Raw genomic sequence first — 23,855 nt, 5'->3', positions numbered from 1 at the left:
CGCCGCCGCTCTCGCAAATGCGCCGGCCCCGGTACCGCCGCCCCTGCGGCTGCCGCGGCGCTGCTCGTCGTCGCGCGCGCCAGCCTCCGCCAGCGCGCCCCCGCCTCCGCTATGCCGACCCACCCTTCGCGGCCGTCGCCTTGAGAGTCGCGGACCGCCAACGCCGGACACCCGGGTACCGGCGCCCCTGTCGCTGTGGCGGCGCGGGGCTCGGCATGGTCGCGCCAGCCTCCGCTATGAAGGCCCACGTTTCGCGGCCGTCGCCTCGAGGTCGCGGGGCGCTGAGGCCGGATCCGGCACGGACACCTGGTCGGCGATCTCCTCGGCCGGCAACACGAGCGCGAACCCCTTGCGCAGCATGGCGAGCTCGGGTTCCTGGCGGGACTCGTCGTCGGTCGCCGTGACATCCGCGCCGAACACGACGCGGTACCCGCGCTCGTACGCCTGCCGGGCCGTGGTGCCGCAGCAGTAGTTGGTCAGCGTTCCCGTGACGATGACCGTGTCGCGGCCGAGGTTGCGCAGGATCGTGTCGAGCGGGGTGTCGTAGAACGCGCCGTAGGAGGGCTTGCGAATCAGGACCTCGTCCTCGCGGTAGCCCATCTGCTCCCAGACCTCCGCCGGGGCCGGCCTGCGCCACCCGGTGTCGCCGTGCGGCAGGTAACGCAGGGCATGGGGGCGGTCCAAGCCGAGGTGGGTGTCGTCGAAGATGGTCCAGATCACCGGGATGTCGGCGTTCCTGCAGCGCTCGATGAGGCGGCGCAGCCGGGGCGCCATCCTGGTGGCAGCCGGCACCCAATACGGACTCCAGCCGGGCCGGACGAACTCGTCCTGCATGTCGATGACGAGCAGCGCCGAGCGTTCCGGCCGGATGGTGAACGACGCCCGCCCCTGGTCGTAGGCGGCCCGTGCGCGCACCGTCACCCACTCCTCGGTGTAGATCATCCCGGCTCTCCTATCTCGATTCGAGGTATGTCGATTCGATGTGGGAGGAGAGCAGCGTGCTCGAGCTGGCGATCATGGGATTCCTGGCCGAAGGGCCGTTGCACGGATACGAGCTGCGGCGGCGGGTCGCGCGGCTGTCCGGCCATGCCCGCCCGGTCAGCGACGGCAGCCTCTATCCGGCGATCAACCGCCTGGTCAAGGCGGGCCTTCTGGAACGGCGCACCGAGCCGGGCGTCTCGGCCGCTCAGCGCCAGGCGCTCGACCTGACCGGCGACGGCCGCACCGAGCTGCTGCGCCGCCTGCGGGAACCGGCAGACCACGACATCACCGACAGCACCCGGTACTTCACCATCCTGGCGTTCCTGTCCCTGCTCCCGGATGTCGCCGACCAGCACGCCGTCCTGCGCCGGCGGCTGGAGTTCCTGGAACGGCCCGCGAGCTTCTTCTACGACGGTGACCAGCCGCTGCGCGCGCGGGATGTGAACGACCCGTACCGCCGGGGCATGCTCGTCGTCGCGCGCGCCACCAGCCAGGCCGAGCGTGCCTGGCTCCAGGAGATCCTCTCCTGACACGCGCGAGGCAGGCCGGGGGCGACCACTCCGGCGGCACGCAGGCCCGGCCCGCTCTGGTAGTGTTGCCGTCCCCAGCGACGATCCCCACGCGAGGAGGTGAGCCCCATTCCGCCGTACCAGGCCGGGTGCTCCCGCCTCACGACCGCCCGCTCCGTCTGACGCGGGCGATTCGCGGAGCCCCTCTCCATTCCGAAAGGCTCCCATGTCGGCTTCGCCGTCGCTTTCCTCCCTGCCGCACATCGTCACCACTCTCCGCGCTGCCGGATGCGTCTTCGCCGAGGACGAGGCCCGGCTGCTCCTGTCCACCGCACGCACCCCGGACGATCTCGCCACCATGGTCGACCGGCGGGTCCGCGGCCTGCCGTTGGAACACGTGCTCGGCTGGGCCGACTTCTGCGGCCTGCGCGTCGCCGTGGACCCGGGCGTCTTCGTCCCCCGGCCCCGGACCCAGTTCCTGATCGCCCAGGCCGCCGCCCTCGCCCGGCCGGGAGCGGTCGTCGTCGACCTGTGCTGCGGCTCGGGCGCCATGGGACTCGCTCTGGCCGCCGCCGTGGACGGCGTCGAGCTGCACGCGGTCGACATCGATCCCGCAGCGGTGCGATGCGCCCGGCGCAACCTCACCGCCGCCGGCGGCCACGTCCACGAGGGCGACCTGTACGAGCCGCTGCCCGCCACACTGCGCGGACGCGTCGACCTCCTGATCGCCAGCGCCCCCTACGTGCCGACCGGCGCGATCGGGCTGCTGCCGCCGGAGGCCCGCGTCCACGAGCCGAGGGTGGCGCTCGACGGCGGCGCCGACGGGCTCGACATCGTACGACGGGTGATCGCCGAGGCGCCGCCGTGGCTCGCACCGGGCGGCCACCTGCTGGTCGAGACGAGCGAGCGCCAGGCCGCGCCGACCGCCGAGGCCCTCGCCCGCGCCGGGCTCGTCTCGCGCGTGACCGGCTCAGCTGAGCTGGACGCCACCGCCGTCATCGGCGCCCGACGTGCGGGCGCCGGAGCCTGACGGGCGCGAACGACACGGCCGAGCCGGGCCCGGCGTGCCGGAGCCTGACGCGGGACATCACCATCCCAGCCGGGATCGCCCGGCGCTCGGGCACCGGAGACTGAGGGCGGGACATCACCACCCAGCCGGGACCGCCCGGCGCTCGAGCGCCGGAGCCTGACGGGAACCGCCCGGCCCGTGTGAACGTCAGCGGCCGAGCGCGGCCGGTCGGACTGCGCCGAGCCGGGACCCGCCGAGATCCGCACGATCACCGGCGGCCCGGCCTCCGGCCCAGCCCGACCAGTCGCTCAGCGCCCGCCGCCCGGCGCGCCGCACGTCCGGGAACATCTGCTCATAGACCCGGCGGACCTCGGCGACACGGTCGCGCAACACCAGCTCGGTCGAGCGGCCGCCGACCGGCGTGCCCGCCCCTTCGGCGCCCCCGGCGGCGGCGCGCTGCGCCGCGCGCAGCCGCTCGCAGACCCGGTTGACGTACCCGGCCATCCAGCTCTTGCGAAAACTGATCACCGTGTGGCCGGGCGGCACCGGCACCCGCGTGACACCCGACGCCATCTGCAGGCAGAGCGAGGTGAAGAGCATCTCCACCAGCCCCAGATCGGAGCGGTAGCCGATCACCTGAACCCGCGACACCGAGCCGACCTTGCGATAGATCGTCCGGCAGCGCAGCGCGGCGGCCACACCCGCCAGCAACGAGCGCCGGTCCGGCTGGTACGGATTGCCGACCTCGATCGTGAGCTGGTCGATCTCGTCACGCACCCGCCCGGCGTCGGCGAGCACGGCCTGCTCGACACCGTACGCCGACATGAGGGCGCACGCCCGCTCCAGGTAGACGGCGGCCTCGGCCTCACCGGTGTTGGGATGCTCGGCCACCGCCAGAAGCTTGCGGATCAGTTCGAGCTTGCGCTCGGGAATCTCGTTCACGGTGGCCCGTCCCTTCAACGCCGACGACAACAGGCGCAACGTTACGGGACGCTACCGACAGTTACGGGCCGAGCCCCTGCGTGCTGGAGGAGCCCCCGGCCCTCCGGCACACCGGCCCCTGTGGCAGTCCTGGCACGACCGGGCGAGGCCGTGCGGGAGAGGTCACATGGCGAAGGGACCTGCGGCGAAGGGGCGGGCCACGAAGGGACGCACGCCGAAAGGGTGAACGGTGAAGGGGCGCACGGCGAGGAGGCGCACGGCGAAGGGACGCGCGGCCCCGGCGTCGCGGGCGCGCGAGTCAGCGGCAGAGCAGGCGCTCCATGCGCCGCGCGGCGAGCCACAACCCGCCTGCCACCATCGCCAGCAGGTAGGCGGCGTGGCCCACCATGCCGACGCCGTACGCGCTCAGGCACAACCCGCGCACGAGCTCGACCGCGTGATAGAGCGGGGTGACCTGGATCAGGACCTCCATCCACGCCGGATAGTCCTGCACCGGGGAGAACGTTCCGGAGAACAGGAACAGCGCGAACTGGCCGGTGCTGAGCAGGTCGAAGTCCTGCCAGCCGCGCATCAGCGTGCTGATCGCCAGGCCGACCGCGCCGAAGGCCAGACCCACCAGGATCGTCGCGGGGAAGGCGGCCAGCGCGCCGCCCACCGGCGCCAGGCCGAGCGCGACCATCACGCCGAGGAAGATCGCCGTGTAGAGGGAGCCGCGGACGGTCGCCCACGTCAGCTCGCCGAAGGCGATCTCCACCGGACGCACCGGCGTGGCCAGCACCGCCTCGTACGTCTTCGCGTATTTGATCTTGAAAAAAACGTTGAACGTCGTCTCGGCCAGCGCGCCCGACATCGCCGACACCGCGAGCATCGCCGGCGCGACGAACGCGGCGTACGACATGGTGCGCCCGGCGACGGTCAGGTCGCCGACCAGCGCGCCCACCCCGACCCCGATGGACAGCAGGTAGAGCAGCGGCTCGAAGAAACCGGAGACGAGCACGATCCAGTAGGACGGGCCGGACCGCAGCGCCCCGACGTTGCGGCCGACGACCGCGCCGACGCGGGCGGGGGAGAAGCCCACGCGGGACGCGCGCGCCGACCGCCCGGCCGTCAGAGTGGTCAGCATCAGTCCTCCAGCCTTCGACGGAACCGGTGCGCGGCGAGCAGCGTGCCCGCGACCGCCCACAGCAGCAGGCAGCCCACGTGCGCCGCGACCGGCCAGGGCGGCGCGGCGCCGAGCGTCGCCGCACGGCACAACTCGACGGCGTGCCACAGCGGCGAGGCGTACGCCACCGGCCGGACCAGGGCCGGGAGCTGCTCGATCGGGAAGAAGACGCCGGAGAACAGCGTCGCCGGGATCATCACGAAGCGGAACAGCAGCGAGAAGTGGCTGTCGCTCTCGATGCTGGCCGCGAACGCGGTGACCGGCGCGGCGGAGGCCACCGTCAGCAGCGCGCAGACGAGCGGGACCGTCACCGCCCACGGCGAGTGAAGGGCGCCGAAGAACAGCACCACCAGCAGGAACACCAGGACGGCGGTCGTCACCCGGAACAGCAGGTAGAGCAGGTGACCGGTCACGATGTGGTCCGGCCGGACCGGGGTGGCCCGCATCGCGTGGTAGGCGCGGACCCACTTGAAGTCGCCGAGCACCGAGTACGTCGACTCGCCGACGGCCATCTGGAACGCGGTCGAGGCGACCACGCCGGGGACGATCCACGACAGGTAGTCGACGCCGCCGACGGAGCCGACGTACCCGCCGACGCCGATGCCGATGCTGACCACGAAGAGCACCGGCAGGACGAACGAGGAGAACACCGACGCCCGCCACAGCCGGCGGTAGAGCGTGAGGTGCCGTTCCAGGACGGCGATGCTGGGATGAACGGTGCCCGCGGTCATGTCAGTCCACCAACGTCCGGCCGGTGAGGTGCAGGAACACGTCCTCCAGCGTGGAGCGGCGGACCAGCACGCTGGAGGGCGACAGGCCGCGCCGCTGCACCTCGGCCACCGCCGCGTCGCCGTCGTCCGCGTAGAGCAGCACCCGGTCGGGCAGTGGGTCCACCCGCTCGCCGATCCCGTCCAGCTTGGCCGCGTAGTCGGCGTTCAGGTCCAGGCCGTCGGGGAAGCGCAGCTCGACCACCTCGGCCGTGGAGTACCGCTCGATCAGGGAGCGGGGCGAGCCCTCGGCGACGATCTTCCCGCCGTCCATGACCACGAGCCGGTCGCAGAGCTGCTCGGCCTCGTCCATGTAGTGCGTGGTCAGCACGAGCGTCGTGCCGCGCTGCTTGAGCCGGAACAGCCGCTCCCACAACAGGTGCCGCGCCTGCGGATCGAGGCCGGTGGTCGGCTCGTCCAGCAGCACGATGTCCGGCTCGTTGATCATAGCCCTGGCGATCGTCAGCCGGCGCTTCATGCCTCCCGACAGCGGCTCGACCATGCTGCCCGCCCGTTCGGTGAGCTGCACGAACTCCAGCAGCTCGTCGGCCCGCCGCCGCCCCTCCGCCCGTGACAGCCCGAAATAGCGGGCGTACGTCGTGAGGTTCTCCCGGACCGTCAGGTCGGGGTCGAGGTTGTCGAGCTGGGGGCAGACGCCCAGCCGGGCCCGGATCCTCGTGCCGTCGCGCACCGGGTCCATCCCCAGGATGCGCAGCTCGCCCGAGGTGGGCGCGGACACACAGCTGATCATCCGCATCGTCGAGGACTTGCCCGCGCCGTTGGGCCCGAGGAAGCCGAACGCCTCGCCCGGCGCCACCTCCACGTCGATGCCCCTGACCGCGGTGAAGTCGCCGAAGCGTTTGACCAGTCCGCGCGCGAAGATCATCGCTTGCTCTCCCACGTGGCAAGACACTAATGAAGCGCACCGACATTTCCGCAACAGATTTTCCGCTCCGTCGCGGTCTCGTCCCGAACCGTGACCGGCGACGGCCGGCTCGTCTCATGCCGCGACCGTCGCCGGACGGACGGGGTGTACGCGCGGACGAGGAGACGGCACGATCACTGCCGATGTCCGTCAAGAAGTGAACCGCGCGAGGGGCGGCGCGCTACGTACGTCTCGTGAGCCAAGGAGCAGAGGGCATGGCGCTGCGCCGGGTCGCCGCCGGATCGCGCCCCCGCCCGACCGTCTCGGCCGAGGACCCGGCCGTCCTGGCCAGGGTGGCTGACGGCGACGCCGCCGCGCTCGCCGACTTGTACGAGCGCTACTCCGGGCCGCTGTTCGCGTTCCTCTTCCGCCTTGCCGGGGACCGCGGCACCGCGGAGGAGATCCTGCAGGACACCCTGCTCGCGGTCTGGCGGTCGGCGGCCACCTTCCGGAAACGCTCCAGCGTCAGCACCTGGCTGTTCGGAGTGGCCCGCAGGCAGGCGCACAACCGGCTGCGCGGCGCCCCGCCGCCTCAGCCCGCGGATCCGGCGGACGGCGCGAACGAGGGCGCGGCCCCCGGACCGGGGCCCGAGGAACTGGCGGTCGGCGGCGACCGGGTGCAGCAGGCGCTGGCGCGGCTGCCGCTGGGCCAGCGGGAGGTGGTCGTCCTCGCCTACCTGAACGACCTCGGCCACCAGGAGATCGCCGAGATCCTCGGAATTCCCGCCGGCACGGTGAAGAGCCGCCTGCACCACGCCCGCGCGACCTTGAGGGGGTACGTCGATGCACGAGTGGACTGAATCTCCCGGCCCTTCGGACGGCCGGGCCCCGCGACCGCCGTCCCCGCCGTTCCGGGACCTGCCACCCGGGTCGCCGGGGTCCGGACGGCCGGCGCCGCCGGATCGCGAGGCGGTCCCGGCGATGCCGCCCGAACTGCACGGCATCGCGGACGGCATCCCGCGACCCCCCGGGCCGGAGATCGTGCGCAGCGTGCTGCTCGCGTCCGCGCTCGGCACACCGGCGCCATCCCTCGCGACGCCGCCGGTCCCGTCCGCCGGCAGCCGGACGCGGCGCTCCCCGTGGCGGCCGATCGTGCGCGCCCGGACGCTGCTGACGATGGAGGCACGCGTCATGCACCGCTCGATCTGGCTCGCCTCGGCGTTCGTCATGGCGGCCGGCCTGGCCTTCGTCCTGGTCAGGGGCGAAAGCGCGCGGATCGTGCTGTCCCTGACCGCCCCGCTGATCGCCGGCGTCGGCGTGGCCGGCTCCTACGACCTGAGCCGCGAGGCCCGGGACACCGCCGCCGAGCTGATGCTCACCACCCCGACCCCGCCCCGCGTCATCATGCTGGCGCGGGTGACACTGGCCTTCGGCTACGACCTGGCGCTCGCGCTGCTCTGCTCGGCCGTCGCGCTCCGCGCCGACCCCGAACGGGCGGCGCCGACGTTCACCTCCCTTGTGACGGCCTGGATCGGGCCGATGGCCATGCTGGCGGCGCTCGGCCTGCTGCTCGCCGTCTCCTGGCACGTCGACGGCGCGATCGGCGTGACGCTGGCCGTCTGGACCGTCTACGCGCTGAGCTTCACCCGGCTGCCGGTCCTGGACGGGACGCGGCTCTTCTGGTCCAACGGCACGGCGACGGCCGGCCTGGCGCTCGCGCTCGCCCTCGCCGCCGTGATCGCGGCGGGCAGGCGTGAACCGATCCGCTTCGGCGGCGCTACTCACCGATCATGAAACCTCTCGATCTCTGGGCGCATGAGCTGCGCAGGGCCGGACCCGCCGCTCTGGCGGGGGCCCCGGCCCTGGTGCTGCTCATGACGCTCCTCGCCATACTCGGCGCACGGCTCGGCTCCCGCGAGTCGACCACCGCGTTCATGCTGGCCGGCGCCCTGGAGATGGTGATCCCGCTCATCACCGGGATGGCCGCCGCCTCGTCACTCGGCCGGGACCAGGCCGTGGAGCTCCAGCTCACCCTGCCGGTGGGCTACCGCTCGACCGTGCTGCGCCGGCTGGCCGCCACGACGGGCTGGACCGGCCTGTGCGCCGCGGCCGGTTCGACCGTGCTGACCCTGGGCGGCTGGTGGGAGCTCCTCCCTGTGACGCCGCACGGCCCGGCGGTCCAGCTCACCTGGCTCGCCCCCGCGCTGTGGCTGGCCGCCCTGGGCCTGCTCGCCTCGGCCGCGTTCAGCAGCGCCGTCGCCGCCACCACCACGGTGGCGCTGGTCTGGGTCGTCGAGCAGGTGGTCGCCGGCCCCCTGCAGGGGAGCCTCCCGTCCCGGCTGCTCTATCTGTTCGCCACCACGCGCGGCACGGTGCCGGATGACTGGACGGCCAACCGGGTCGTCCTGCTGTGCACCGCCGCCGTGCTCGTCGCGGCCGCCTGGCCCCTGCTCGGCCGCGCCGAGCGCGTCCTCGGAGGTGACAAGGAATGATCGCCACCCTGCGCTACGAATTCCTCATGCAGATCCGCAGGCCCATCATGTGGATCGTGTACGGCCTGGCCTTCGCGGTGCTCGTCGCCGCGATGTGGCCCGGGTACCGGACGCTGGATCTCGGGAGCGGAGGCGGGCACGATCCGAAGCCGGCCATGCTCGCGTCGGCCAAGTTGACGATGTCGCTGCTGGCGATCGTCTACGGATGCCTGCTCGCCGACCGGCTCATCCGCGACCGAAGGCTCGGCGTCGCCGCGATCCTCGACGCCTCTCCCTCCAACCCGGGCGGCCGGCTGGTCGGCAAGTACCTGGGGGTGTGCGGGGCGACGGCCGTACCGATCGCACTGGTCTTCTTCGGGCGGGCCGTGGTCTACACGTTCACCGAGGGCAAGGCCGAGACGCTGGCCTGGGCATTGGCCGTCTTCGCGACTGTCATCCTCCCTGCACTGATCTTTCTGGGCGCGCTCGCCCTGGCAGGGCCTCTCCTGATACCGCCGCTGGTGTTCCGGGTGCTGTTCGTCGCCTACTGGTTCTGGGGCAACCTCATCCCAGCCGACATGATGCCGACCCTGTCCCACACGATCTTCGCGGCGACCGGCGACTACGTGGAGTACGGCCTCTTCGACCGGGCGAGACCGGATGGCGTCGTCTACGGGTGGCCTGATGCGGCGCTGAACTTCCTGCGGCCCGCGGCCACCCCCGCCGTCGCCGTCCTCTGGATGGGCGTCATGGTCGCGCTCGCCGCGGCGATCCTCCTGCTCACCCGCCTCCACGCCGCCCGATCGGAGTCCTGACATGCGGATACAGATCAACCAGCTGACCAAGACGTACAAGGGCGACGTACACGCCCTCAAAGGAATCGACCTCGACGTGCCCACCGGCATGTACGGCCTGCTCGGCTCCAACGGGGCCGGCAAGACCACGCTCATGCGGATCCTCGCCGGGCTGCTGCGGCCCACTTCCGGAACGGTCCGCCTCGGCGGCGACGACGTCACCACCAAGGAAGGCAGGCTCGCCGTCCAGCGCACGCTCGGCTACCTGCCCCAGGACCTCGGCGTCTACCCCGACCTGACCGCGCGGCAGTTCCTCGACTACATCGCGCTGCTCAAGGGCCTCGACGAGCGGTCCGTACGGCGCCGCCGCATCGGCGAGCTGCTGGAGGTGGTCGCGCTCGGCGAGCACGCCGACCGCAGGCTCAAGGGCTATTCCGGCGGGATGCTGCGCCGCGTCGGCATCGCCCAGGCGCTGCTCAACGACCCCCGCCTGCTCATCGTGGACGAGCCGACCACCGGACTGGACCCCGAGGAGCGCATCCGGTTCCGCACGCTGCTGTCCCACCTCGCCGGGGAGCGCACCGTCCTGCTCAGCACGCACATCGTCGAGGATGTGGCGCAGACCTGCCGCCACCTCGCCGTACTGGCCAAGGGCCGCCTGGTCTTCCAGGGCGACGTCGGCTCCCTGGTCGCCCGCGCGAACCGGCGGGTCTGGACGGTCGTCACCTCCGGCGCGGCGCCGTCCACCGGCCGGATCGTGGCGGCGCTCCCGCACGGTTCGGGGATGCGCTACCGGGTCGTCGCGCCGGTGCCGCCCGACCCGATGGCGCAGCCCGCCGAGCCGACGCTGGAAGACGGCTATCTCGCACTCATGGAGGCCGCCGTGCCCGCGTGAACGGGGGCCGTGGCGGGGGCGGGGGAGGAGGCGTAGGAGGTGACGCGCGCGGTGCCCAGCACCCGGACGTAGCGGCCGCTGCCCGACAGGCCGGTCCGGTCGTCGGTGCCGCCGTCACCCTCGCTCACCTGTCGTGAGTTCGCGGTCCGGCGGCGTTGGTCGCGAGTCCGTCGCCGAGCGCGCTCCTCCGGTACAGCACCTGCCGTCCGTCACGTGTCCGGGTGACCAGCCCGGTGGCGTGCAGGACGCGCAGGTGCTGGGAGACGGCGCTCGGGGTGACCCTGAGACGGCGGGCGAGCTCCACCGTGGGCAGCGGCTCTTCCAGGAGGACGAGCAGTCTCGCCCGTGAAGCGCCGAGCAGGGACGTCAGGGCGGCCGTGTCGGCGGTCGACACCGCGCCCCACAGCGTGGCCACTCCCCGGCTGGGATAGACGAGGCTCGGCGGCTCGTCCGGGCTGACGGGGGGCGAGGGCTTGTGCGCGAACACGGACGGCAGGAGCAGCAGCCCCCGGCCGGACGCCGCTACCCGGTACCCCCCGATCATCTTGTGGACGTGCAGCACGCCGTCTCGCCAGCGCAGGTTCGGGTGCATGTCGGCGAACAGCAGCCGGGCGCCTCCCAGGGCGAGCTGACGGGCGCGGTAGGTCATGTCGGCTTCCAGCACCAGTCGCATCTGCGGCCACATCGGCTCGATGGCCACCTCCCAGTACCGCCGCAGGAGATCGCAGATGGCGTCGCGGAGTCCGGCGACGGACGCGTCGTCGGCGGCGGCGTCGCGCAGGGCGTCGGGAAGCGGGTCCGGCGCGTGCGCGAGCAGCAGGTCGTGGCGGACCAGATCGGGGGACGTCCGGCGGACGACGGAGAGCTCCTCTTCGAAGACCGGTGCGAAGCTCGTCGGCCGCGGGGTCAGGAAGTCGGGGATGGTGCGCCGCTGGGCGACCAGGGACATCAGCAGACCGGTGTCGAGCGCGCCGAGCCCGCCGAGTACGGACCTGCGCCAGGGCAGGTGCAGCGCGGACAGGCCCGGATCCTGCAGCACCCGCAGGCTGAAAAGGGTTTCGTGCAGGGGAGAGAGGGCGAAGCGGGTGTCCGCGAGGTCCTCGACCCCGAGCACAAAGCTGATCATTAAGCCATACGCTACATCGATTGGCGCCGCGACGTCGATGCCGTGGACTTCCGCCCATGACACACACCACTCATGCGCAGCGCACGGCGGTCGTCACCGGCGCCGCGATCGTCCATGCCGCGTACGGGCCGGTGGACTGAAGGATGAGCCGCCACATGGTCCTGATCCTGGCCGTCACCTGCGCCGTGGCGGTGGGCAACATCTACTTCCCGCAGGCCATCGGGCCGCTGGTCGCCGCCGGACTGCATGTGTCGCCCGATGCGGCCGCCGTGGTGGTGACCGCCACACAGGTCGGCTACACGGCCGGCATGGTCCTGCTGGTGCCGCTCGGCGACCGGATTCCGCACCGCTCGCTCCTCGTCCCCCTCCTCGCGCTCAGCGGCATGGCACTGCTCGCGGCGGGCTGTGCACCGGCTCTGCCGCCCCTGATCGCCGCCAGCGCCCTCGTCGGCCTGACCACCGTGGGCGCGCAGATCGTCGGCCCCCTGGCGGCCGGTCTCGTGGCCCCGGACCGCCGAGGAGCGGTGATCGGCACCCTGCTGAGCGGATCGACCGGCGGCATGCTGCTGGCCCGCACCTTCAGCGGCACACTCGGCGAATGGCTGGGCTGGCGCGCCCCCTACCTGATCGCCGCGGCCCTGGCCCTGATCCTCGCCACCGTCCTGGCGTTCACGGTGCCCGCCACGACGCCGTCCGCCCGCCGGCCGTACGCGGCGCTGCTGGCCGAGTCGCTGCGCCTGCTGCGCACCGAGCCGGAACTGCGCCGCTCGTGCCTCTACCAGGCGACCGTCTTCGCCGGGTTCTCCGCGGTCTGGACCTGCCTGGCGCTCCTGCTCGCCGGCCCGGCCTACGGGCTGGGCGCCCAGGCGGTGGGAATGCTCGCCCTGGTCGGCGCGGCGACGATGCTCTGCACCCCGTTCGCCGGCCGTCTGGTGGACCGGCACGGGCCCGATCCGGTGAACCTCGTCTGCATGCTCGGCGTCCTCGTCTCGGCCGCGATCCTCACCGCCGGCTCCCGGGGCGGCCCGCTGGGCCTGGCCGCCCTGACCCTCGGCACCCTGCTCCTCGACGTCGCGATGCAGTCCGGCATGGTGGCCAACCAGGCCCGCGTCTACGCCCTGCGTCCCGATGCCCGCAGCAGGCTCAACACCGCCTACATGACCTGCGCGTACCTGGGCGGCAGCGCGGGTTCCTGGCTCGGGGTACGCCTCTGGAGCCTCGCCGGCTGGTGGGGCGTGTGCGCGCTCGTCGCGCTGCTCGCCGCACTCGCCCTGGCCGCCACCTGCCGGCGACCTCCCGGGCGCTCCCGCCTCGTCAGTCCGGCGGGCACGGAAGTGAGCTCCGGCACTGAACCGCGACCCCGCCGAAGGGGTTCTGACGGCGAGGGTCGACGGCCGGCTCCGGCGTGTCAACGCGCCGCGTCCCGCTGGAACACCAAGGTCGGCATCGAAAGCAGCCGTTCGACTGCGGATCGTGTTCATATCCTCGTGGTCGGCAGCGCGACGCCACACAGGGGAGAGGCATGCGGACCGTCACCACCACCCAAGCCAACCGTCCCGCTGACGACCCCGTCCGCCGTACCGGAAGAGGCGTCGCGGGTGTCAGGGCGGCGGCCGGGATCCTGCTGGCCGTGCCCGCGCTCATCGCCCTAGCGGGGCCGGCCGAATCGGCGGAGGTGCGCGCTCCCTCGCGGCTCCTCGCGGATGACGCCTTCCAGCAGGACTGCCTCAAGACGCACAACGCCTATCGGGCGCGGCACGGCGTACCCGCGATGCAGACCTCACCGGCGCTCGTCGATCGGGCCCGGCAGTGGGCTACACGGATGGCCGCCACGGGGCACTTCGGCCACCACCCGGACAGTCACTACGGCGAGAACCTGCACCTCACCACCGGCAAGGCGGCCCCCTGCGCCGACGCCGTGAAGGCCTGGTACGACACGATCAAGGACTACGACTTCGACAACCCCGGGTTCTCCAGCGTCACGGGCTTCTTCACCCAGGTGGTGTGGAAGTCCTCAACCCAGTTGGGCTGCGGGCGGGCGACGCGCACGGATTCCGGCAGAACGAAGACGTACATCGTCTGCGACTACAACCCGGCCGGCAACATGGTGGGGGCCGACGGGGCTTACTTCAGGAACAACGTCTTCCCGCCCAGGTAACCCGTCCGGGCGGGAAGCGGCGGCGCGGAATGCCGCTCGGCATCCCGCGCCGGTGCGCTTCCGTTGGATGTCGCGGAGGATGTCGAGAACGGCCCGGCAGCTCCGTCTCAGGGGCGGATACGGCCACGGTCGCGCGACCACACCAAGGAGACCCAGCATGACGATCCAGCGGATGGACAACGTCCTCATCGTTGTCGACGACCTTGACGCTGTCATTTCGTTCTTCGTCGAACTCGGCATGGAACTGGAGGGTAAGGCGCCGATCGAGGGACATTGGGTGGAGCGCGTCATCGGGATCGACGACGTCCGACAGGACGTCGCGATGCTGCGGACCCCGGACGGCCACGGCCGAATCGAGCTGGCGAAGTTCCACACGCCGAAGGCGATCGGCGCCGAGCCGAAGGACGCACCGGCGAACACGCTGGGCATCCGTCGCATCATGTTCGCCGTCGACGACATCGAGGACGTCGTTGCCCGCCTGCGCACCCACGGCGCAGAACTCGTCGGCGAGCTGGCGCAGTACGAGGACATCTATCGGCTCTGCTACGTCCGCGGCCCCGAGGGCATCATCGTCGGGCTGGCGGAACAGCTCAGCTGAGGGCCGCCGAAGGGACCGTGCGCCCGAAGAACCATCCGGGCACGGTCGAACGGCCGGCCGATGCGCGGTCACTCGCCGGCCCTGCCGAGGGGCATCGCCGCCGTCCGCTCGGGATGCCGCGCGATGGTCGGCTGTGCGGGCAGCAGCAGAGCCGGGAGTATTCCCAGCGCGGCGACCGCGGCCAGGACCAGCAGCGCGGGTTCGGCCGCCTCGGCGGACGGGGAGATCGTCATCATGCCGGCGGCGACCGCGATGCCGAGGGTGGGGCCGATGTTCACGGCGGTCTGCTTGAGTCCGCCGACGATTCCCGCGTAACCGGCCGGCGCGTCACCGACGACGGTGCCGGTGGCCGTGACCATCACGGCGGCGAAGCCGAGGCCGAGCGAGGCGAAGGCCGCGACGGTCGCCACCCATGGATCGGCCGAGGTGAGGCAGGTCATGCCCAGGATGCCGAGCGCCACCAGTACCGAGCCGGCGATGGAGGTGCGGCGCGGCCCGCACCGGCGCAGCGCCGCGCTCGCCATCGGCGCGCCGAGGACCATGAGCACGGTCAGGGGGAGGACCCGCAGGCCCGCGGCGAGCGAGTCCAGTTTCAGCATGTCCTGGAGCAGGAAGGTGGCGACGAACAGGGCGCCGAACATGCCGCCGGTGGTCAGCAGGAGAACCGCCATGGCGGCCGTCACCGGAGCCGATCGCGCCACTGCGGGCGGCACGATCGGATGGGCGGCTCGGCGTTCCCAGGCGATCAGGATCGCCGCCCCGCCCGCGGTGCAGGCGAATCCTGCCAGCGTCGGCGCGCCGGTCCAGCCGTGCGCCGGGACGCCGACCAGGGTGTACACGCACACCGCGAGGACGCCCGCGAGCAGCACCGTCCCCGTGACGTCGAACCGCTGCGATTCACGGTGCGCGGGCACGGGTGTCCGCATCACGACAGCGACCGCGGCGATCGCCAGCGCGACGGGCACGTTGATCGCGAACACGCTGCGCCACCCCAGATGCGTCACCAGGACGCCACCGAGAACCGGCCCGGCCGCACCGGCCACTCCGATGGCACTGGTGCGGATCGCGACCGCCGTGCCGAGCCGGTCCGCCGGGTAGGTCAGCCGCAGCAACGCCAGCGTCGCCGGTTGCAGGAGAGCGCCGGACACGCCCTGGACCGCGCGCAGGGCGATCACACCGCCGATGCCGGGCGCGAGCGCGATCCCGGCCGAGGCGCCCGCGAAGCCGAGCAGACCGCACAGCAGCAGCCGCCGATGGCCGTACCGGTCGCCGAGGCGCCCGGCGACGACCAGCAGCGCGGCCACCGCGAGCAGATAGCCGGTATTCGCCCACTGCGTCTGCGAGACGCTCGCGCCGAGCTCACGCCGCAGGCTCGGCTGGGCCAGGATCAGCACCGTGCCGTCCAGAGCGACCAGCATCGCGCCCCCGGCGCTGACGACGAGGGCCCAGCCTCTCCGTGCCGTACCGCTCACGCGTCCGCCTCGCCCAGGTGGGCATCCAGGAGGGCGGTGACGAGCCGGTCGAGCCGGTCGCCGTCCTGCGGCGAGTCGTCCTCGCCCAGCGCCAGCCCGATGCTTCCCCAGCCCCACAGCTGGGCCAGGCCGTGCACGTTCGCCCACAGCGCGACGGCCGTCTCCTCCGCCGGGACATCGCGCCGGCCGCCGCCCTCCTGCTCCCGCCGACGACGGATGAGCTCGACGATCCGGCCGAACAGGGGCAGGGTCGCGTCCCGCAGCCGCGGTTCGCCCGCCGCGCGCGCCTGTCCGCGCAGCAGGTCGTGCCGGAACATCAACTCGAACATGCCGGGACGCTCCTGAGCGAACCGCACGTACGCGCAGGCCAGCGCCCGCAACTGCGCTCGTGGCGACGTCGCCTCGTCGACCGCGTCCGCGAACCGCTGAGCGAGATCGGCGAACCCACGACCGGCGATCGCCGACAACAACGCCTGATGCGTGGGGAAGTACCGGCGCGGGGCCCCGTGCGACACTCCCGCCCGGCGCGCGATCTCCCTTAGACCCAGCGACGAGACGCCCTCGGACAACACGAGCTCCACGCCGGCATCGACCAGCCGCTCTCGAAGCGAACCCTCTGACTGCATAGACATTGTCTACCAGCCTTCGTAGACAGTGTCTACAGGACTTCGATGGGCCGGGCGGCCGTCGGCCCCGGAACCGCGCCGGATTCGACGGCCGTGAGGACCTGGGCGCGTTCCGGACCGAGCGCCGCGGAGCGTGACCGACCGGGCCTCCGCGGCGTGCCATCGGCCATGGCGGCGAATGACGAACCGCGGCGTCGGGCCGTGGGCTCGTCCTGTTCGGGTCCTATTCGGGGATGATCGCCACCGCGTCGATCTCCACGAGCACGCCCGGGCGAGCGTGCCCAGCGGTGGAAACGACCGTGATGGCGGTGCGGTGATCGCCCCAAACCGATCGCGCCGCCGCGTATCCCACCTGAGCGTCGACCCCGCTGACGAGATAGATGGTGAGTTTGGCGACGTGCTCGGGACCGGTGCCCCCGGCGGCGAGCACAGTCAGCACGTTTCGCATCGCCTGAGCGGTCTGCGCCTCGATGCCGTCGAGCAGCTTTCCGCTGCCGTCGGTGCCGAGCTGGCCACCGACATAGAGCGTCGGGCCGGCCGGTGCGATCACCCCCTGCGTGAAGGCAGGGTTGCGGTGAAGTTCTTCAGGGTCGAGGTGGATCGTCTTCGCGGTCATGAGTTCTCCTTCAGAGGTGCCGGGCTTCATGTCGCGCAGCGCCCGGTTCCAGTCGAGTTCGGCTGCGCCCACGGCGGCCATACTGATACCCCTAGCGGACAGGATCGGTCCGCTATCTGGCAGGCTGGCGGCATGGACCTGGCACGCGGGGACGACCTGGGGACGACGGAGCGGGTACTCACCCTGCTCGGGCTGCTGCAGCAGCGCCACCTCTGGACCGGCCCCGAGCTCGCCGACCGGCTCGGGGTCACGCCGCGCACGGTACGGCGCGACGTCGAGCGGCTGCGCGCGCTCGGCTATCCGGTGCGTGCCGTCCAGGGGGTCGGCGGCGGCTACGAGCTCGGCCCGGGGAAGGACCTGCCGCCGCTGCTTCTCGACGACGAGGAGGCGATCGCCACCGCGGTCTCGCTGCTCGCCGGCGCGGGCGGCGCGGTCGCCAGCGCCGGCGACGCCGCGCTCCGGGCGCTGACCAAGCTCGACCGGGTGCTGCCCGCCCGGCTGCGGCACGAGGTGCGCGCGCTCTCCGGCTCGGTGGAGTCCTTCGGCGGAGGCCGTACGCCGGTCGATCCCGAGGTGCTCATGACACTGGCCAGAGCGTGCCGCGACGAGGTCGAGGCCGGCTTCGACTACCCGTCCGGGAGCGAGGTGCGACGGCGGCGGGTCGAGCCCTACCGCCTGGTCGCCTCCGACCGGCGCTGGTACCTCCTCGCCTACGACCTCGACCGCGACGACTGGCGCAACTTCCGCCTCGACCGCATGACCGACGTGTCCGCACGGACCTGGCGCTTCCGCCCGCGCCCGGCGCCCGACGCGGCGACGTACGTGCAGGAGTCCGTGGCGAGCCGGGTCTACCCGCACCGGGCGCGCTTCCTCGTGCACGCGCCGGCCGACACGGTCCGCGCGCAGATTCCGGCGTCGGCGGCCGTCGTACGACCGCGGGGGAGCGAGCTCTGCGAGGTGCTCAGCGGCGCCGGCAGCCTCGACTCCATGATCATGCACGTGCTCCTGCTGGGGCACGACTTCGAGGTCCTCGACCCTCCGGAGCTCAGCAGTCGCTGTCGCGCCCTGGCGGAGAAGCTGCTGGCGGCCGGTACGACGACCTCACCCGCGCCGGACACGAAGGAGCCCTGAGCCGCGCCCGCCGGAAACGCCATCGAATTACGGACCCCAGCCACCGGCCGGAACGGGTCAGCGCAGCAGCAGGTCGGGCGTGATCGGAAGATCCCGCACCCGCACCCCGGTCGCGTTGTGCACCGCGTTCGCGATCGCCGCCGGAGCACCCACGATGCCGATCTCGCCGATGCCCCTGGCCCCCAGCGGACCGGCGTGCGCGTCCTCCTCCTCCAGCCAGACGGCGTCGACGTCCACGACGTCGGCGTGGGTGGCGATGTGATACTCGGCGAAATCGTGGTTGACCACGTGCCCGGTGCGGTGGTCGAGCACGCCCCGCTCGTGCAGCGCCATCGACAACCCCATCGTCATGCCCCCGATGAACTGCGAACGCGCCGTACGTGGGTTGACGATCCGGCCCGCCGAGAACACCCCCAGCATCCGCGGCACCCGGATCTCGCCGGTGTCCGCGTCCACCCGCACCTCCGCGAACTGCGCACCGAACGAGTGCATCGCGAACCGCTCGGCGTCGGGGTCGCGCGGCATGTCCGCCCCCGCCTCCGCCCCCGGCGGCGGCTCCGTCCCGTACGCCCCCCGGAAGGCATGGCACGCCGCGACGATCGCCGACCCCCAGCTCGCCGTACCCGAGGAACCGCCCGCGACCGTCGCCGGCGGCAGCTCGCTGTCCCCGATCTCCACCCGCACCGCCCCCAGGGGGCACTCCAGCGCGTCGGCCGCGATCTGGGTGAGCACCGTCCACGCGCCGGTGCCGATGTCGGCCGCGCCGATCCGCACCGTGTAACGCCCCGACCCGTCATAGCCGACCACCGCCCGCGAACCGGGGAACCGGTAGTACGGGTAGGTCGAGGCGGCCACTCCCAGCCCCACCAGCTCACGCCCGGCCCTGCGCGTCCCGGGCACCGCCGCACGCTCCTCCCACCCGAAACGCGCCGCCCCCTCGCGCAGGCACCGCACCAGATGGCGGCCCGACCACGGCCTGCCCGACTCCGGATCGACCTCCGGCTCGTTGCGCGCCCGCAGCTCGACAGGATCCAGCCCGCACGCCTGCGCGAGCTCGTCCATCGCCACCTCCAGGCCGAAGAACCCCGGCGCCTCGCCCGGCGCCCGCATCCACGACGGCACCGGCACGTCCAGCGCGGCCAGCCGGTGCGCCGTCCGCCGGTTCGGCGCCGCGTACATCATCCGCGCCCCGACCGCCGTCTGCTCCGCGAACTCCTTGAGCGCCGAGGTGTGCTCCACCACCTCGTGCGCGACCGCCGTCAGCCGCCCGTCCGCCCCGGCGCCCAGCCGTACCCGCTGGATCGTCGGGGTGCGGTGGCCGGCCAGGGAGAACATCTGCTGCCGGGTCAGGGCCAGCTTCACCGGACGCCCCGGCACCGCCATCGCCGCCAGCCCCGCCAGCACGTTGTGCGCGTGCGGCATCCCCTTGGACCCGAACCCGCCGCCCACGTACGGGGAGATCACCCGCACCCGCTCCGGCGGCAGGCCGAAGACCCGCGCCAGCGTCGACCGCACCACGTGCGCGCCCTGCGTCGAGTCGTACAGCGTCAGCCGCGCCTCGCCCGGCCCGCCCCCGCCCTCGTCCCCGCCGTCGCCCCACACGGCGACGCTGGTGTGCGGCTCCATCGGGTTGTTGAACAACATCGGCGTGGTGTAGATCCGGTCCACGGTCACCGCCGCCGCCTCCATCGCCGCGTCGACGTCCCCCTCGTCGGTGTCGGGGGCGAACCCCCCGTTCACCTGCTCCGGCGTGTACAGGCCGGCCCGGTCGGCCCGCAACTCGGTGTCGTGCGGCTCCTCGTCGTACTCCACCCGCACCAGGCCCGCGGCCTGCCGGGCGGCCTCCGGAGTCTCGGCCAGCACCACCCCGACGAACTGCCCGCGGAAGGCGACCGCGTCGGACTGCAGGACCGCCAGCTCGGCGTCCGCGGTGTCGGCCAGGCGGGCCGCCTCGCGATGGGTCACCACCGCCAGGACACCCTCGACGCCGGCCGCCGCCCCGCCGTCGATCGCGACGACCCGGCCGCGCGCGATCGTCGCCTGCACCGGGCAGGCGTACACCGGGTCGGCCACCGGCCGGTCGTAGGCGTAGGCCGCGCTCCCCGTCACCTTGGCCAGGCCCTCGACCCGGGGCGCGGGCGCGCCCACCGCTCCTCGCCGGACCGTCATCGCCCCTCCTCGGCCAGGTCGCGCAGCGCCGCCACGACGACGCCCCGTGTCATCGCCACCTTGAACTCGTTGCCCGGCAGCGGCCGCGCCCCGGCCAGCTCCGCGTCCGCCGCCCGGCGGAAGGCGTCCTCCGTCGCCGGGCCGCCCCGCAGCGCCTCCTCCGCCCGCGCCGCCCGCCACGGCTTGTGCGCCACGCCGCCCAGGGCCAGCCGTACGTCGCGGACCGCGTCGCCGTCGAGATCGAGGACGGCCGCGACCGACACCAGCGCGAAGCTGAAGGAGGCCCGGTCGCGCACCTTCCGGTACGCCGACCGCCGCGCGGCCGGCAGGTGCGGCAGCTCGACGGCGGTGATGAGGTCGCCGTGCTCCAGCACCGTGTCCCGCTGCGGCGCGTCGCCGGGCAGCCGGTACAGCTCGCCGATCGGCAGCCTGCGCTCGCCGCCCGGCCCGAGCACGACCACGACGGCGTCCAGCGCCGCCATCGCCACCGCCATGTCCGACGGGTGCGTCGCGACACAGTGCTCGGACGCCCCGAGGATGGCGTGGTAGCGGGTGTACCCGCCGATCGCCGAGCATCCCGACCCCGGCACCCGCTTGTTGCACGGCGTCGTGACGTCCTGGAAGTAGGGGCAGCGGGTGCGCTGCAGCAGGTTCCCCGCCGTGGTCGCGACGTTGCGGAGCTGGCCGGAGGCGCCCGACAGCAGCGCCCGCGCCAGCACCGGATAGCGCTCGCGGACCAGCGGGTGGGCGGCCAGGTCGCTGTTGCGTACGGCGGCGCCGACCCGCAGGCCGCCCGCCGTCTCCTCGACCCGGTCCAACGGCAGCCGCGACACGTCCACCAGCAGGTCCGGCCCGGCCACGCCGAGCTTCATGTGGTCCACCAGGTTGGTGCCGCCGCCGAGAAAGGCCGCGCCGGGACGCCCCGCCACGGCGGCCACCGCCTCGCCCGGATCGCCGGCCCGCAGGTACTCGAAGGGGGTCACGACTCCGCCTCCTCGCTCGGGCTCGTCTCCGCCCTCGGGCTCGTCTCCTCACTGGGGGCGGTCTCCTCCCGCAGGGCGGCGACGATGTTGACGTAGGCGCCGCACCGGCACAGGTTGCCGCTCAGCCGCTCCCGGATCTCCTCGTCGTCGAGCGTGACGGGACCGGTGAGGTCGTCGGTGACCTGGCTGGGGTGCCCGGCCTTGACCTCCTGCAGCATGCCGACCGCCGAGCAGATCTGCCCGGGCGTGCAGAACCCGCACTGGAAACCGTCCTCCTCCAGGAAGGCCCGCTGCACCGGGTGCGGCTCGCCCTCCTCCACCAGCCCCTGCGCGGTGACGACCTCGGACCCGTCACAGGCCACCGCGAGGATGAGGCAGCTCACCACCCTCCGCCCGTCCAGCAGCACGGTGCACGCGCCGCACTGCCCGTGGTCGCAGCCCTTCTTGGGCGAGGTGACCGACAGGCGGTCGCGCAGCGCGTCGAGCAGGGTGGTGCGGGTGTCGAGCGCCACCGGCCTGTCCCGGCCGTCCACCCGCAACGTGATCCGAGCGTTCATGGTCGCCTCCCGGCGGTGTCCCGGCGGACCTCACCACCGCGTGCCCAGCGAGCGGGCGGCAAACACCCGCGCCGCGGATCGTGGCCGAGTCCTGCACGCCCTTGGTGGGCGCCTTGCCTTCGTGGGCCCGGACCGCCCGGCCGGGATCGCCGATCGGGGCTCGGCCGGGGACCCGCCGAGCGGCTTGAAGGACGGCGGGTCGAAGGACGGCGGGTCGAAGGGCCGCGGGTTGGAGGACGGCGGGTCGAAGGGCCGCGGGATCAGTCGAGCCGGCGCAGGCCGTCGAGGACGCCCCGCAGGGTCCGCGCGTCCGGGCCGTCGACGCGCTCGGCCAGGCCCGCGTGCCTCAGTCGTCGTGGAAGCGTGGCGCCCGGACGCCGTACGGGCGGCGCAGGGGAGTGGCCTCCCCGAGCACCGCCCCCGCCCGACTCGCCCGGCCCGGTCGGTCCGCCCGATCCGGAGGGGACGGCGGGAACGGCCACCTCACACCAGACGATCTTGCCCCGGTCCGGGGCGACGCGCTGCCCCCAAGCCGTGGACAGCGCCCCGACCAGCGTCAGCCCGCGCCCGCCCTCCCTCAGCTCGCCGGGCGGGTCGGCGCGTTCGGCGGCCGGCGTCTGGGCGCAGACGTCCCAGACCTCGATCACCAGGCTCGCGGGGGCCAGCAGCAGCCGCAACGCGACCATGCGCAGGGCGACGGGGAACACCGAGGAGGCCATCGGCGGGCTGGACACCGCCGCCGTGGCCCGCACCGCGTTGGTCACCAGCTCGGACGTGAGCAGCTCGACCGTGTCGACCAGCTCCGGAAGCCCCCACCGGCCGAGCTGGGCGCGGACGAAGGACCGCGCCTGCCCGGGGGCGGTGACGGTCGAACCGAACACTCGGTCGGCCGCCTTCCTGTCACCGCGCGCCGGGAAGGGGGAGGTCAGCATTCGCGGGACGTTCCGCGAACCGCGCGGCAGGTGGGGACGGACGGCACGGGCTCACGGACGGTCCGGGGGAGCAGTCGCGGAAAACGCATGACACCGATCATGTGGCAGCGCCCGCCCGCGCGACACCTTCTTGACGAGATCGGAGGAAATTCCTCACTCCGGGAGAGAGGACGCCCATCCGCCCGCGCCCCGGAGCCTTGTCCGTGCCCGCAGGCTGGGGTGCCGGCACCCCGGTCACTGGCTGGAGGCCGGGCCTCGTCGAACGAGCCCCGGCTTCAGCGACCGCCTCGACGACACTGGTGCCGCCGCTAACCTGGAGAGGAGCCGTGGCACGGTGGTCTCGCTGCACCGCGCACCCCACTGACCAGCAGGCTGGTTCTGGTCACCCAAAATTGCCGGTTGCTCATGACAGTCTGAGCCGATGCCCTCAACGATCTCAGGCTTCGATGAACACACGGTCCGGGTGAACGGTCTTGACCTCCATTTGGCTTCAGGTGGAGAGGGGCCGCCGCTGCTGTTGCTTCACGGCTTCCCACAGACTCATCTGGCCTGGCGGCATGTCGCTCCGGCGCTGGCCGACCGCTTCCGCGTCATTTGCCCCGACCTGCCGGGCTATGGGGCCAGCGCCAAGCCAGAGGGTGGCCACGAGCAATATGCCAAGCGTGTGACGGCGGCGACCATGGTGGCGCTGATGCGACAGCTCGGCCACGAACGTTTCAGCCTGGTCGGCCATGACCGTGGAGCGCTGGTCGCCTTCCGCACCGCATTGGACCACCCCGACGCCGTCGATCACCTCGGCGTGATCGACGTCATTCCTGCCGTTGACATGTGGGAGTCGCTGGCGGGCGTGGGCGGCGTCTTCGGATTCCACCTGTATTTCCTCGCGCAGCTCAACGACCTGCCCGAACGGATGATCGGCGCCGACCCCGACACGTTCTTCGGCTACTTCCTCGACGCCTGGGCCGCACCCGGCACATTCGACACCGAGGTCCGTGAGGCATACCTGGCCGCGACCCGCGATCCGGAAACGATCCACGCCATTTGCCAGGACTACCGGGCCAGCGCCTTCGTCGATGCGGCCCATGACAGCGA

At 72.8% G+C, this 23,855-nt stretch carries 25 protein-coding genes and 1 pseudogene; 12 read left to right on the top strand and 14 right to left on the bottom strand.

The window, feature by feature from the left end:
• Positions 1-234: 234 nt before the first annotated feature.
• Positions 235-942 (bottom strand): cysteine hydrolase family protein, encoded by a 708-nt coding sequence (locus AWQ70_RS03515; protein ID WP_084516486.1) that lies wholly within the window; start codon positions 940-942, stop codon positions 235-237.
• Between the two features lie 56 nt (positions 943-998).
• Between AWQ70_RS03515 and AWQ70_RS03510 the strand changes: the two genes are divergently transcribed.
• Together AWQ70_RS03510 and AWQ70_RS03505 are read left to right on the top strand one after the other, a co-directional pair.
• Positions 999-1,511, top strand: coding sequence for a PadR family transcriptional regulator (locus AWQ70_RS03510; protein ID WP_067170656.1), 513 nt, complete (start codon positions 999-1,001; stop codon positions 1,509-1,511).
• Between the two features lie 205 nt (positions 1,512-1,716).
• The gene (locus AWQ70_RS03505) at positions 1,717-2,520 is read left to right on the top strand and encodes a putative protein N(5)-glutamine methyltransferase (protein ID WP_067170092.1); all 804 of its coding nucleotides are present in this window, start codon (positions 1,717-1,719) and stop codon (positions 2,518-2,520) included.
• A 186-nt stretch (positions 2,521-2,706) separates the two neighbouring features.
• Here AWQ70_RS03505 and AWQ70_RS03500 read toward each other — a convergent pair whose 3' ends face one another.
• The 4 genes from AWQ70_RS03500 to AWQ70_RS03485 all read right to left on the bottom strand — a co-directional run bounded on the left by AWQ70_RS03500 (position 2,707) and on the right by AWQ70_RS03485 (position 6,271).
• Positions 2,707-3,441: a DUF2786 domain-containing protein gene (locus tag AWQ70_RS03500; RefSeq protein ID WP_067170089.1), complete on the bottom strand. Its 735-nt coding sequence runs from the start codon at positions 3,439-3,441 to the stop codon at positions 2,707-2,709.
• Positions 3,442-3,739: 298 nt separating this feature from the next.
• On the bottom strand, positions 3,740-4,564 hold the full coding sequence (locus tag AWQ70_RS03495; protein WP_084516483.1) for an ABC transporter permease: 825 nt from the start codon (positions 4,562-4,564) through the stop codon (positions 3,740-3,742).
• Positions 4,564-5,334 carry an ABC transporter permease gene (locus AWQ70_RS03490; protein WP_067170087.1) on the bottom strand — a complete coding sequence of 257 codons (771 nt, stop codon included), beginning with the start codon at positions 5,332-5,334 and terminating at the stop codon, positions 4,564-4,566. Before AWQ70_RS03490 ends, AWQ70_RS03495 begins: the two co-directional genes overlap by 1 nt.
• A 1-nt stretch (position 5,335) precedes the next feature.
• Positions 5,336-6,271 carry an ABC transporter ATP-binding protein gene (locus tag AWQ70_RS03485; protein WP_218004399.1) on the bottom strand — a complete coding sequence of 312 codons (936 nt, stop codon included), beginning with the start codon at positions 6,269-6,271 and terminating at the stop codon, positions 5,336-5,338.
• 218 nt (positions 6,272-6,489) lie between these two features.
• Between AWQ70_RS03485 and AWQ70_RS03480 the strand changes: the two genes are divergently transcribed.
• The 5 genes from AWQ70_RS03480 (at position 6,490) to AWQ70_RS03460 (ending at position 10,395) form a co-directional block, all read left to right on the top strand.
• Entirely contained in the window at positions 6,490-7,095 is a 606-nt protein-coding gene (locus AWQ70_RS03480) for an RNA polymerase sigma factor (RefSeq protein WP_245646699.1), read from the top strand.
• A 121-nt stretch (positions 7,096-7,216) separates the two neighbouring features.
• Positions 7,217-8,029 (top strand): hypothetical protein, encoded by an 813-nt coding sequence (locus AWQ70_RS03475; protein ID WP_067170081.1) that lies wholly within the window; start codon positions 7,217-7,219, stop codon positions 8,027-8,029.
• Positions 8,026-8,727, top strand: a complete 702-nt coding sequence (locus tag AWQ70_RS03470; protein WP_067170079.1) for a hypothetical protein — start codon at positions 8,026-8,028, stop codon at positions 8,725-8,727. Before AWQ70_RS03475 ends, AWQ70_RS03470 begins: the two co-directional genes overlap by 4 nt.
• Positions 8,724-9,521, top strand: coding sequence for an ABC transporter permease (locus AWQ70_RS03465; protein WP_067170076.1), 798 nt, complete (start codon positions 8,724-8,726; stop codon positions 9,519-9,521). Before AWQ70_RS03470 ends, AWQ70_RS03465 begins: the two co-directional genes overlap by 4 nt.
• Before the next feature lies 1 nt (position 9,522).
• On the top strand, positions 9,523-10,395 hold the full coding sequence (locus AWQ70_RS03460; protein ID WP_067170073.1) for an ABC transporter ATP-binding protein: 873 nt from the start codon (positions 9,523-9,525) through the stop codon (positions 10,393-10,395).
• Here the strand turns inward: AWQ70_RS03460 and AWQ70_RS38530 are convergent.
• Both AWQ70_RS38530 and AWQ70_RS03455 read right to left on the bottom strand, forming a co-directional pair.
• Complete coding sequence (locus tag AWQ70_RS38530; RefSeq protein WP_157529864.1) at positions 10,359-10,523, bottom strand: hypothetical protein; 165 nt, start codon at positions 10,521-10,523, stop codon at positions 10,359-10,361. The genes AWQ70_RS03460 and AWQ70_RS38530 overlap by 37 nt on opposite strands.
• Positions 10,520-11,521, bottom strand: a complete 1,002-nt coding sequence (locus AWQ70_RS03455) for an ArsR/SmtB family transcription factor (RefSeq protein WP_067170070.1) — start codon at positions 11,519-11,521, stop codon at positions 10,520-10,522. The genes AWQ70_RS38530 and AWQ70_RS03455 overlap by 4 nt, the downstream gene beginning before the upstream one ends.
• A gap of 155 nt (positions 11,522-11,676) precedes the next feature.
• Between AWQ70_RS03455 and AWQ70_RS03450 the strand changes: the two genes are divergently transcribed.
• The 3 genes from AWQ70_RS03450 to AWQ70_RS03440 all read left to right on the top strand — a co-directional run bounded on the left by AWQ70_RS03450 (position 11,677) and on the right by AWQ70_RS03440 (position 14,277).
• A complete protein-coding gene (locus tag AWQ70_RS03450) occupies positions 11,677-13,173 on the top strand; it encodes an MFS transporter (RefSeq protein WP_245646697.1) in 1,497 nt (498 codons plus the stop codon).
• Positions 13,152-13,679, top strand: a complete 528-nt coding sequence (locus tag AWQ70_RS03445) for a CAP family protein (RefSeq protein ID WP_067170068.1) — start codon at positions 13,152-13,154, stop codon at positions 13,677-13,679. Before AWQ70_RS03450 ends, AWQ70_RS03445 begins: the two co-directional genes overlap by 22 nt.
• 172 nt (positions 13,680-13,851) lie before the next feature.
• Complete coding sequence (locus AWQ70_RS03440; protein WP_218004416.1) at positions 13,852-14,277, top strand: VOC family protein; 426 nt, start codon at positions 13,852-13,854, stop codon at positions 14,275-14,277.
• A gap of 68 nt (positions 14,278-14,345) precedes the next feature.
• Here the strand turns inward: AWQ70_RS03440 and AWQ70_RS03435 are convergent, their stop codons facing one another.
• The 3 genes from AWQ70_RS03435 to AWQ70_RS03425 form a co-directional block, all read right to left on the bottom strand.
• Complete coding sequence (locus tag AWQ70_RS03435) at positions 14,346-15,749, bottom strand: MFS transporter (protein WP_067170063.1); 1,404 nt, start codon at positions 15,747-15,749, stop codon at positions 14,346-14,348.
• Entirely contained in the window at positions 15,746-16,375 is a 630-nt protein-coding gene (locus AWQ70_RS03430; RefSeq protein WP_067170647.1) for a TetR/AcrR family transcriptional regulator, read from the bottom strand. The genes AWQ70_RS03435 and AWQ70_RS03430 overlap by 4 nt, the downstream gene beginning before the upstream one ends.
• 223 nt (positions 16,376-16,598) lie before the next feature.
• The gene (locus AWQ70_RS03425; protein ID WP_218004397.1) at positions 16,599-17,063 is read right to left on the bottom strand and encodes a RidA family protein; all 465 of its coding nucleotides are present in this window, start codon (positions 17,061-17,063) and stop codon (positions 16,599-16,601) included.
• Between the two features lie 60 nt (positions 17,064-17,123).
• On the opposite strand from AWQ70_RS03425, the gene AWQ70_RS03420 reads away from it, so the two are divergent.
• The gene (locus AWQ70_RS03420; protein WP_067170061.1) at positions 17,124-18,122 is read left to right on the top strand and encodes a helix-turn-helix transcriptional regulator; all 999 of its coding nucleotides are present in this window, start codon (positions 17,124-17,126) and stop codon (positions 18,120-18,122) included.
• Positions 18,123-18,179: 57 nt separating this feature from the next.
• Here the strand turns inward: AWQ70_RS03420 and AWQ70_RS03415 are convergent, their stop codons facing one another.
• From AWQ70_RS03415 to AWQ70_RS03400, 4 genes are all read right to left on the bottom strand, one after another.
• Entirely contained in the window at positions 18,180-20,291 is a 2,112-nt protein-coding gene (locus AWQ70_RS03415) for a xanthine dehydrogenase family protein molybdopterin-binding subunit (protein WP_067170058.1), read from the bottom strand.
• On the bottom strand, positions 20,288-21,274 hold the full coding sequence (locus tag AWQ70_RS03410; RefSeq protein ID WP_067170057.1) for an FAD binding domain-containing protein: 987 nt from the start codon (positions 21,272-21,274) through the stop codon (positions 20,288-20,290). The genes AWQ70_RS03415 and AWQ70_RS03410 overlap by 4 nt, the downstream gene beginning before the upstream one ends.
• Positions 21,271-21,831 carry a (2Fe-2S)-binding protein gene (locus tag AWQ70_RS03405; protein ID WP_084516479.1) on the bottom strand — a complete coding sequence of 187 codons (561 nt, stop codon included), beginning with the start codon at positions 21,829-21,831 and terminating at the stop codon, positions 21,271-21,273. Before AWQ70_RS03405 ends, AWQ70_RS03410 begins: the two co-directional genes overlap by 4 nt.
• Before the next feature lie 260 nt (positions 21,832-22,091).
• On the bottom strand, positions 22,092-22,763 hold the full coding sequence (locus tag AWQ70_RS03400; RefSeq protein ID WP_067170054.1) for an ATP-binding protein: 672 nt from the start codon (positions 22,761-22,763) through the stop codon (positions 22,092-22,094).
• 421 nt (positions 22,764-23,184) lie between these two features.
• On the opposite strand from AWQ70_RS03400, the pseudogene AWQ70_RS41035 reads away from it, so the two are divergent.
• Positions 23,185-23,811 (top strand): annotated as a pseudogene (locus AWQ70_RS41035) (alpha/beta fold hydrolase); the annotation flags it as partial.
• Between the last annotated feature and the right edge of the window lie 44 nt (positions 23,812-23,855).

This window comes from Microtetraspora niveoalba (genome assembly GCF_001570405.1).
GTDB lineage: Bacteria > Actinomycetota > Actinomycetes > Streptosporangiales > Streptosporangiaceae > Microtetraspora > Microtetraspora niveoalba.
Note: the sequence above shows the minus strand (reverse complement) of the source record. Positions and strands in the feature narration are given on the sequence as shown.

Bases quoted from the DNA above. Each gene is read 5' to 3' on its own strand.
- AWQ70_RS03515 (WP_084516486.1), bottom strand. From the start codon at position 942: ATGATCTACACCGAGGAGTGGGTGACGGTGCGCGCACGGGCCGCCTAC.
- AWQ70_RS03505 (WP_067170092.1), top strand. From the start codon at position 1,717: ATGTCGGCTTCGCCGTCGCTTTCCTCCCTGCCGCACATCGTCACCACT.
- AWQ70_RS03495 (WP_084516483.1), bottom strand. From the start codon at position 4,564: ATGCTGACCACTCTGACGGCCGGGCGGTCGGCGCGCGCGTCCCGCGTG.
- AWQ70_RS03490 (WP_067170087.1), bottom strand. From the start codon at position 5,334: ATGACCGCGGGCACCGTTCATCCCAGCATCGCCGTCCTGGAACGGCAC.
- AWQ70_RS03475 (WP_067170081.1), top strand. From the start codon at position 7,217: ATGCCGCCCGAACTGCACGGCATCGCGGACGGCATCCCGCGACCCCCC.
- AWQ70_RS03470 (WP_067170079.1), top strand. From the start codon at position 8,026: ATGAAACCTCTCGATCTCTGGGCGCATGAGCTGCGCAGGGCCGGACCC.
- AWQ70_RS03465 (WP_067170076.1), top strand. From the start codon at position 8,724: ATGATCGCCACCCTGCGCTACGAATTCCTCATGCAGATCCGCAGGCCC.
- AWQ70_RS03460 (WP_067170073.1), top strand. From the start codon at position 9,523: ATGCGGATACAGATCAACCAGCTGACCAAGACGTACAAGGGCGACGTA.
- AWQ70_RS03455 (WP_067170070.1), bottom strand. From the start codon at position 11,521: ATGATCAGCTTTGTGCTCGGGGTCGAGGACCTCGCGGACACCCGCTTC.
- AWQ70_RS03450 (WP_245646697.1), top strand. From the start codon at position 11,677: ATGGTCCTGATCCTGGCCGTCACCTGCGCCGTGGCGGTGGGCAACATC.
- AWQ70_RS03440 (WP_218004416.1), top strand. From the start codon at position 13,852: ATGGACAACGTCCTCATCGTTGTCGACGACCTTGACGCTGTCATTTCG.
- AWQ70_RS03430 (WP_067170647.1), bottom strand. From the start codon at position 16,375: ATGCAGTCAGAGGGTTCGCTTCGAGAGCGGCTGGTCGATGCCGGCGTG.
- AWQ70_RS03420 (WP_067170061.1), top strand. From the start codon at position 17,124: ATGGACCTGGCACGCGGGGACGACCTGGGGACGACGGAGCGGGTACTC.
- AWQ70_RS03415 (WP_067170058.1), bottom strand. From the start codon at position 20,291: ATGACGGTCCGGCGAGGAGCGGTGGGCGCGCCCGCGCCCCGGGTCGAG.
- AWQ70_RS03405 (WP_084516479.1), bottom strand. From the start codon at position 21,831: ATGAACGCTCGGATCACGTTGCGGGTGGACGGCCGGGACAGGCCGGTG.
- AWQ70_RS03400 (WP_067170054.1), bottom strand. From the start codon at position 22,763: ATGCTGACCTCCCCCTTCCCGGCGCGCGGTGACAGGAAGGCGGCCGAC.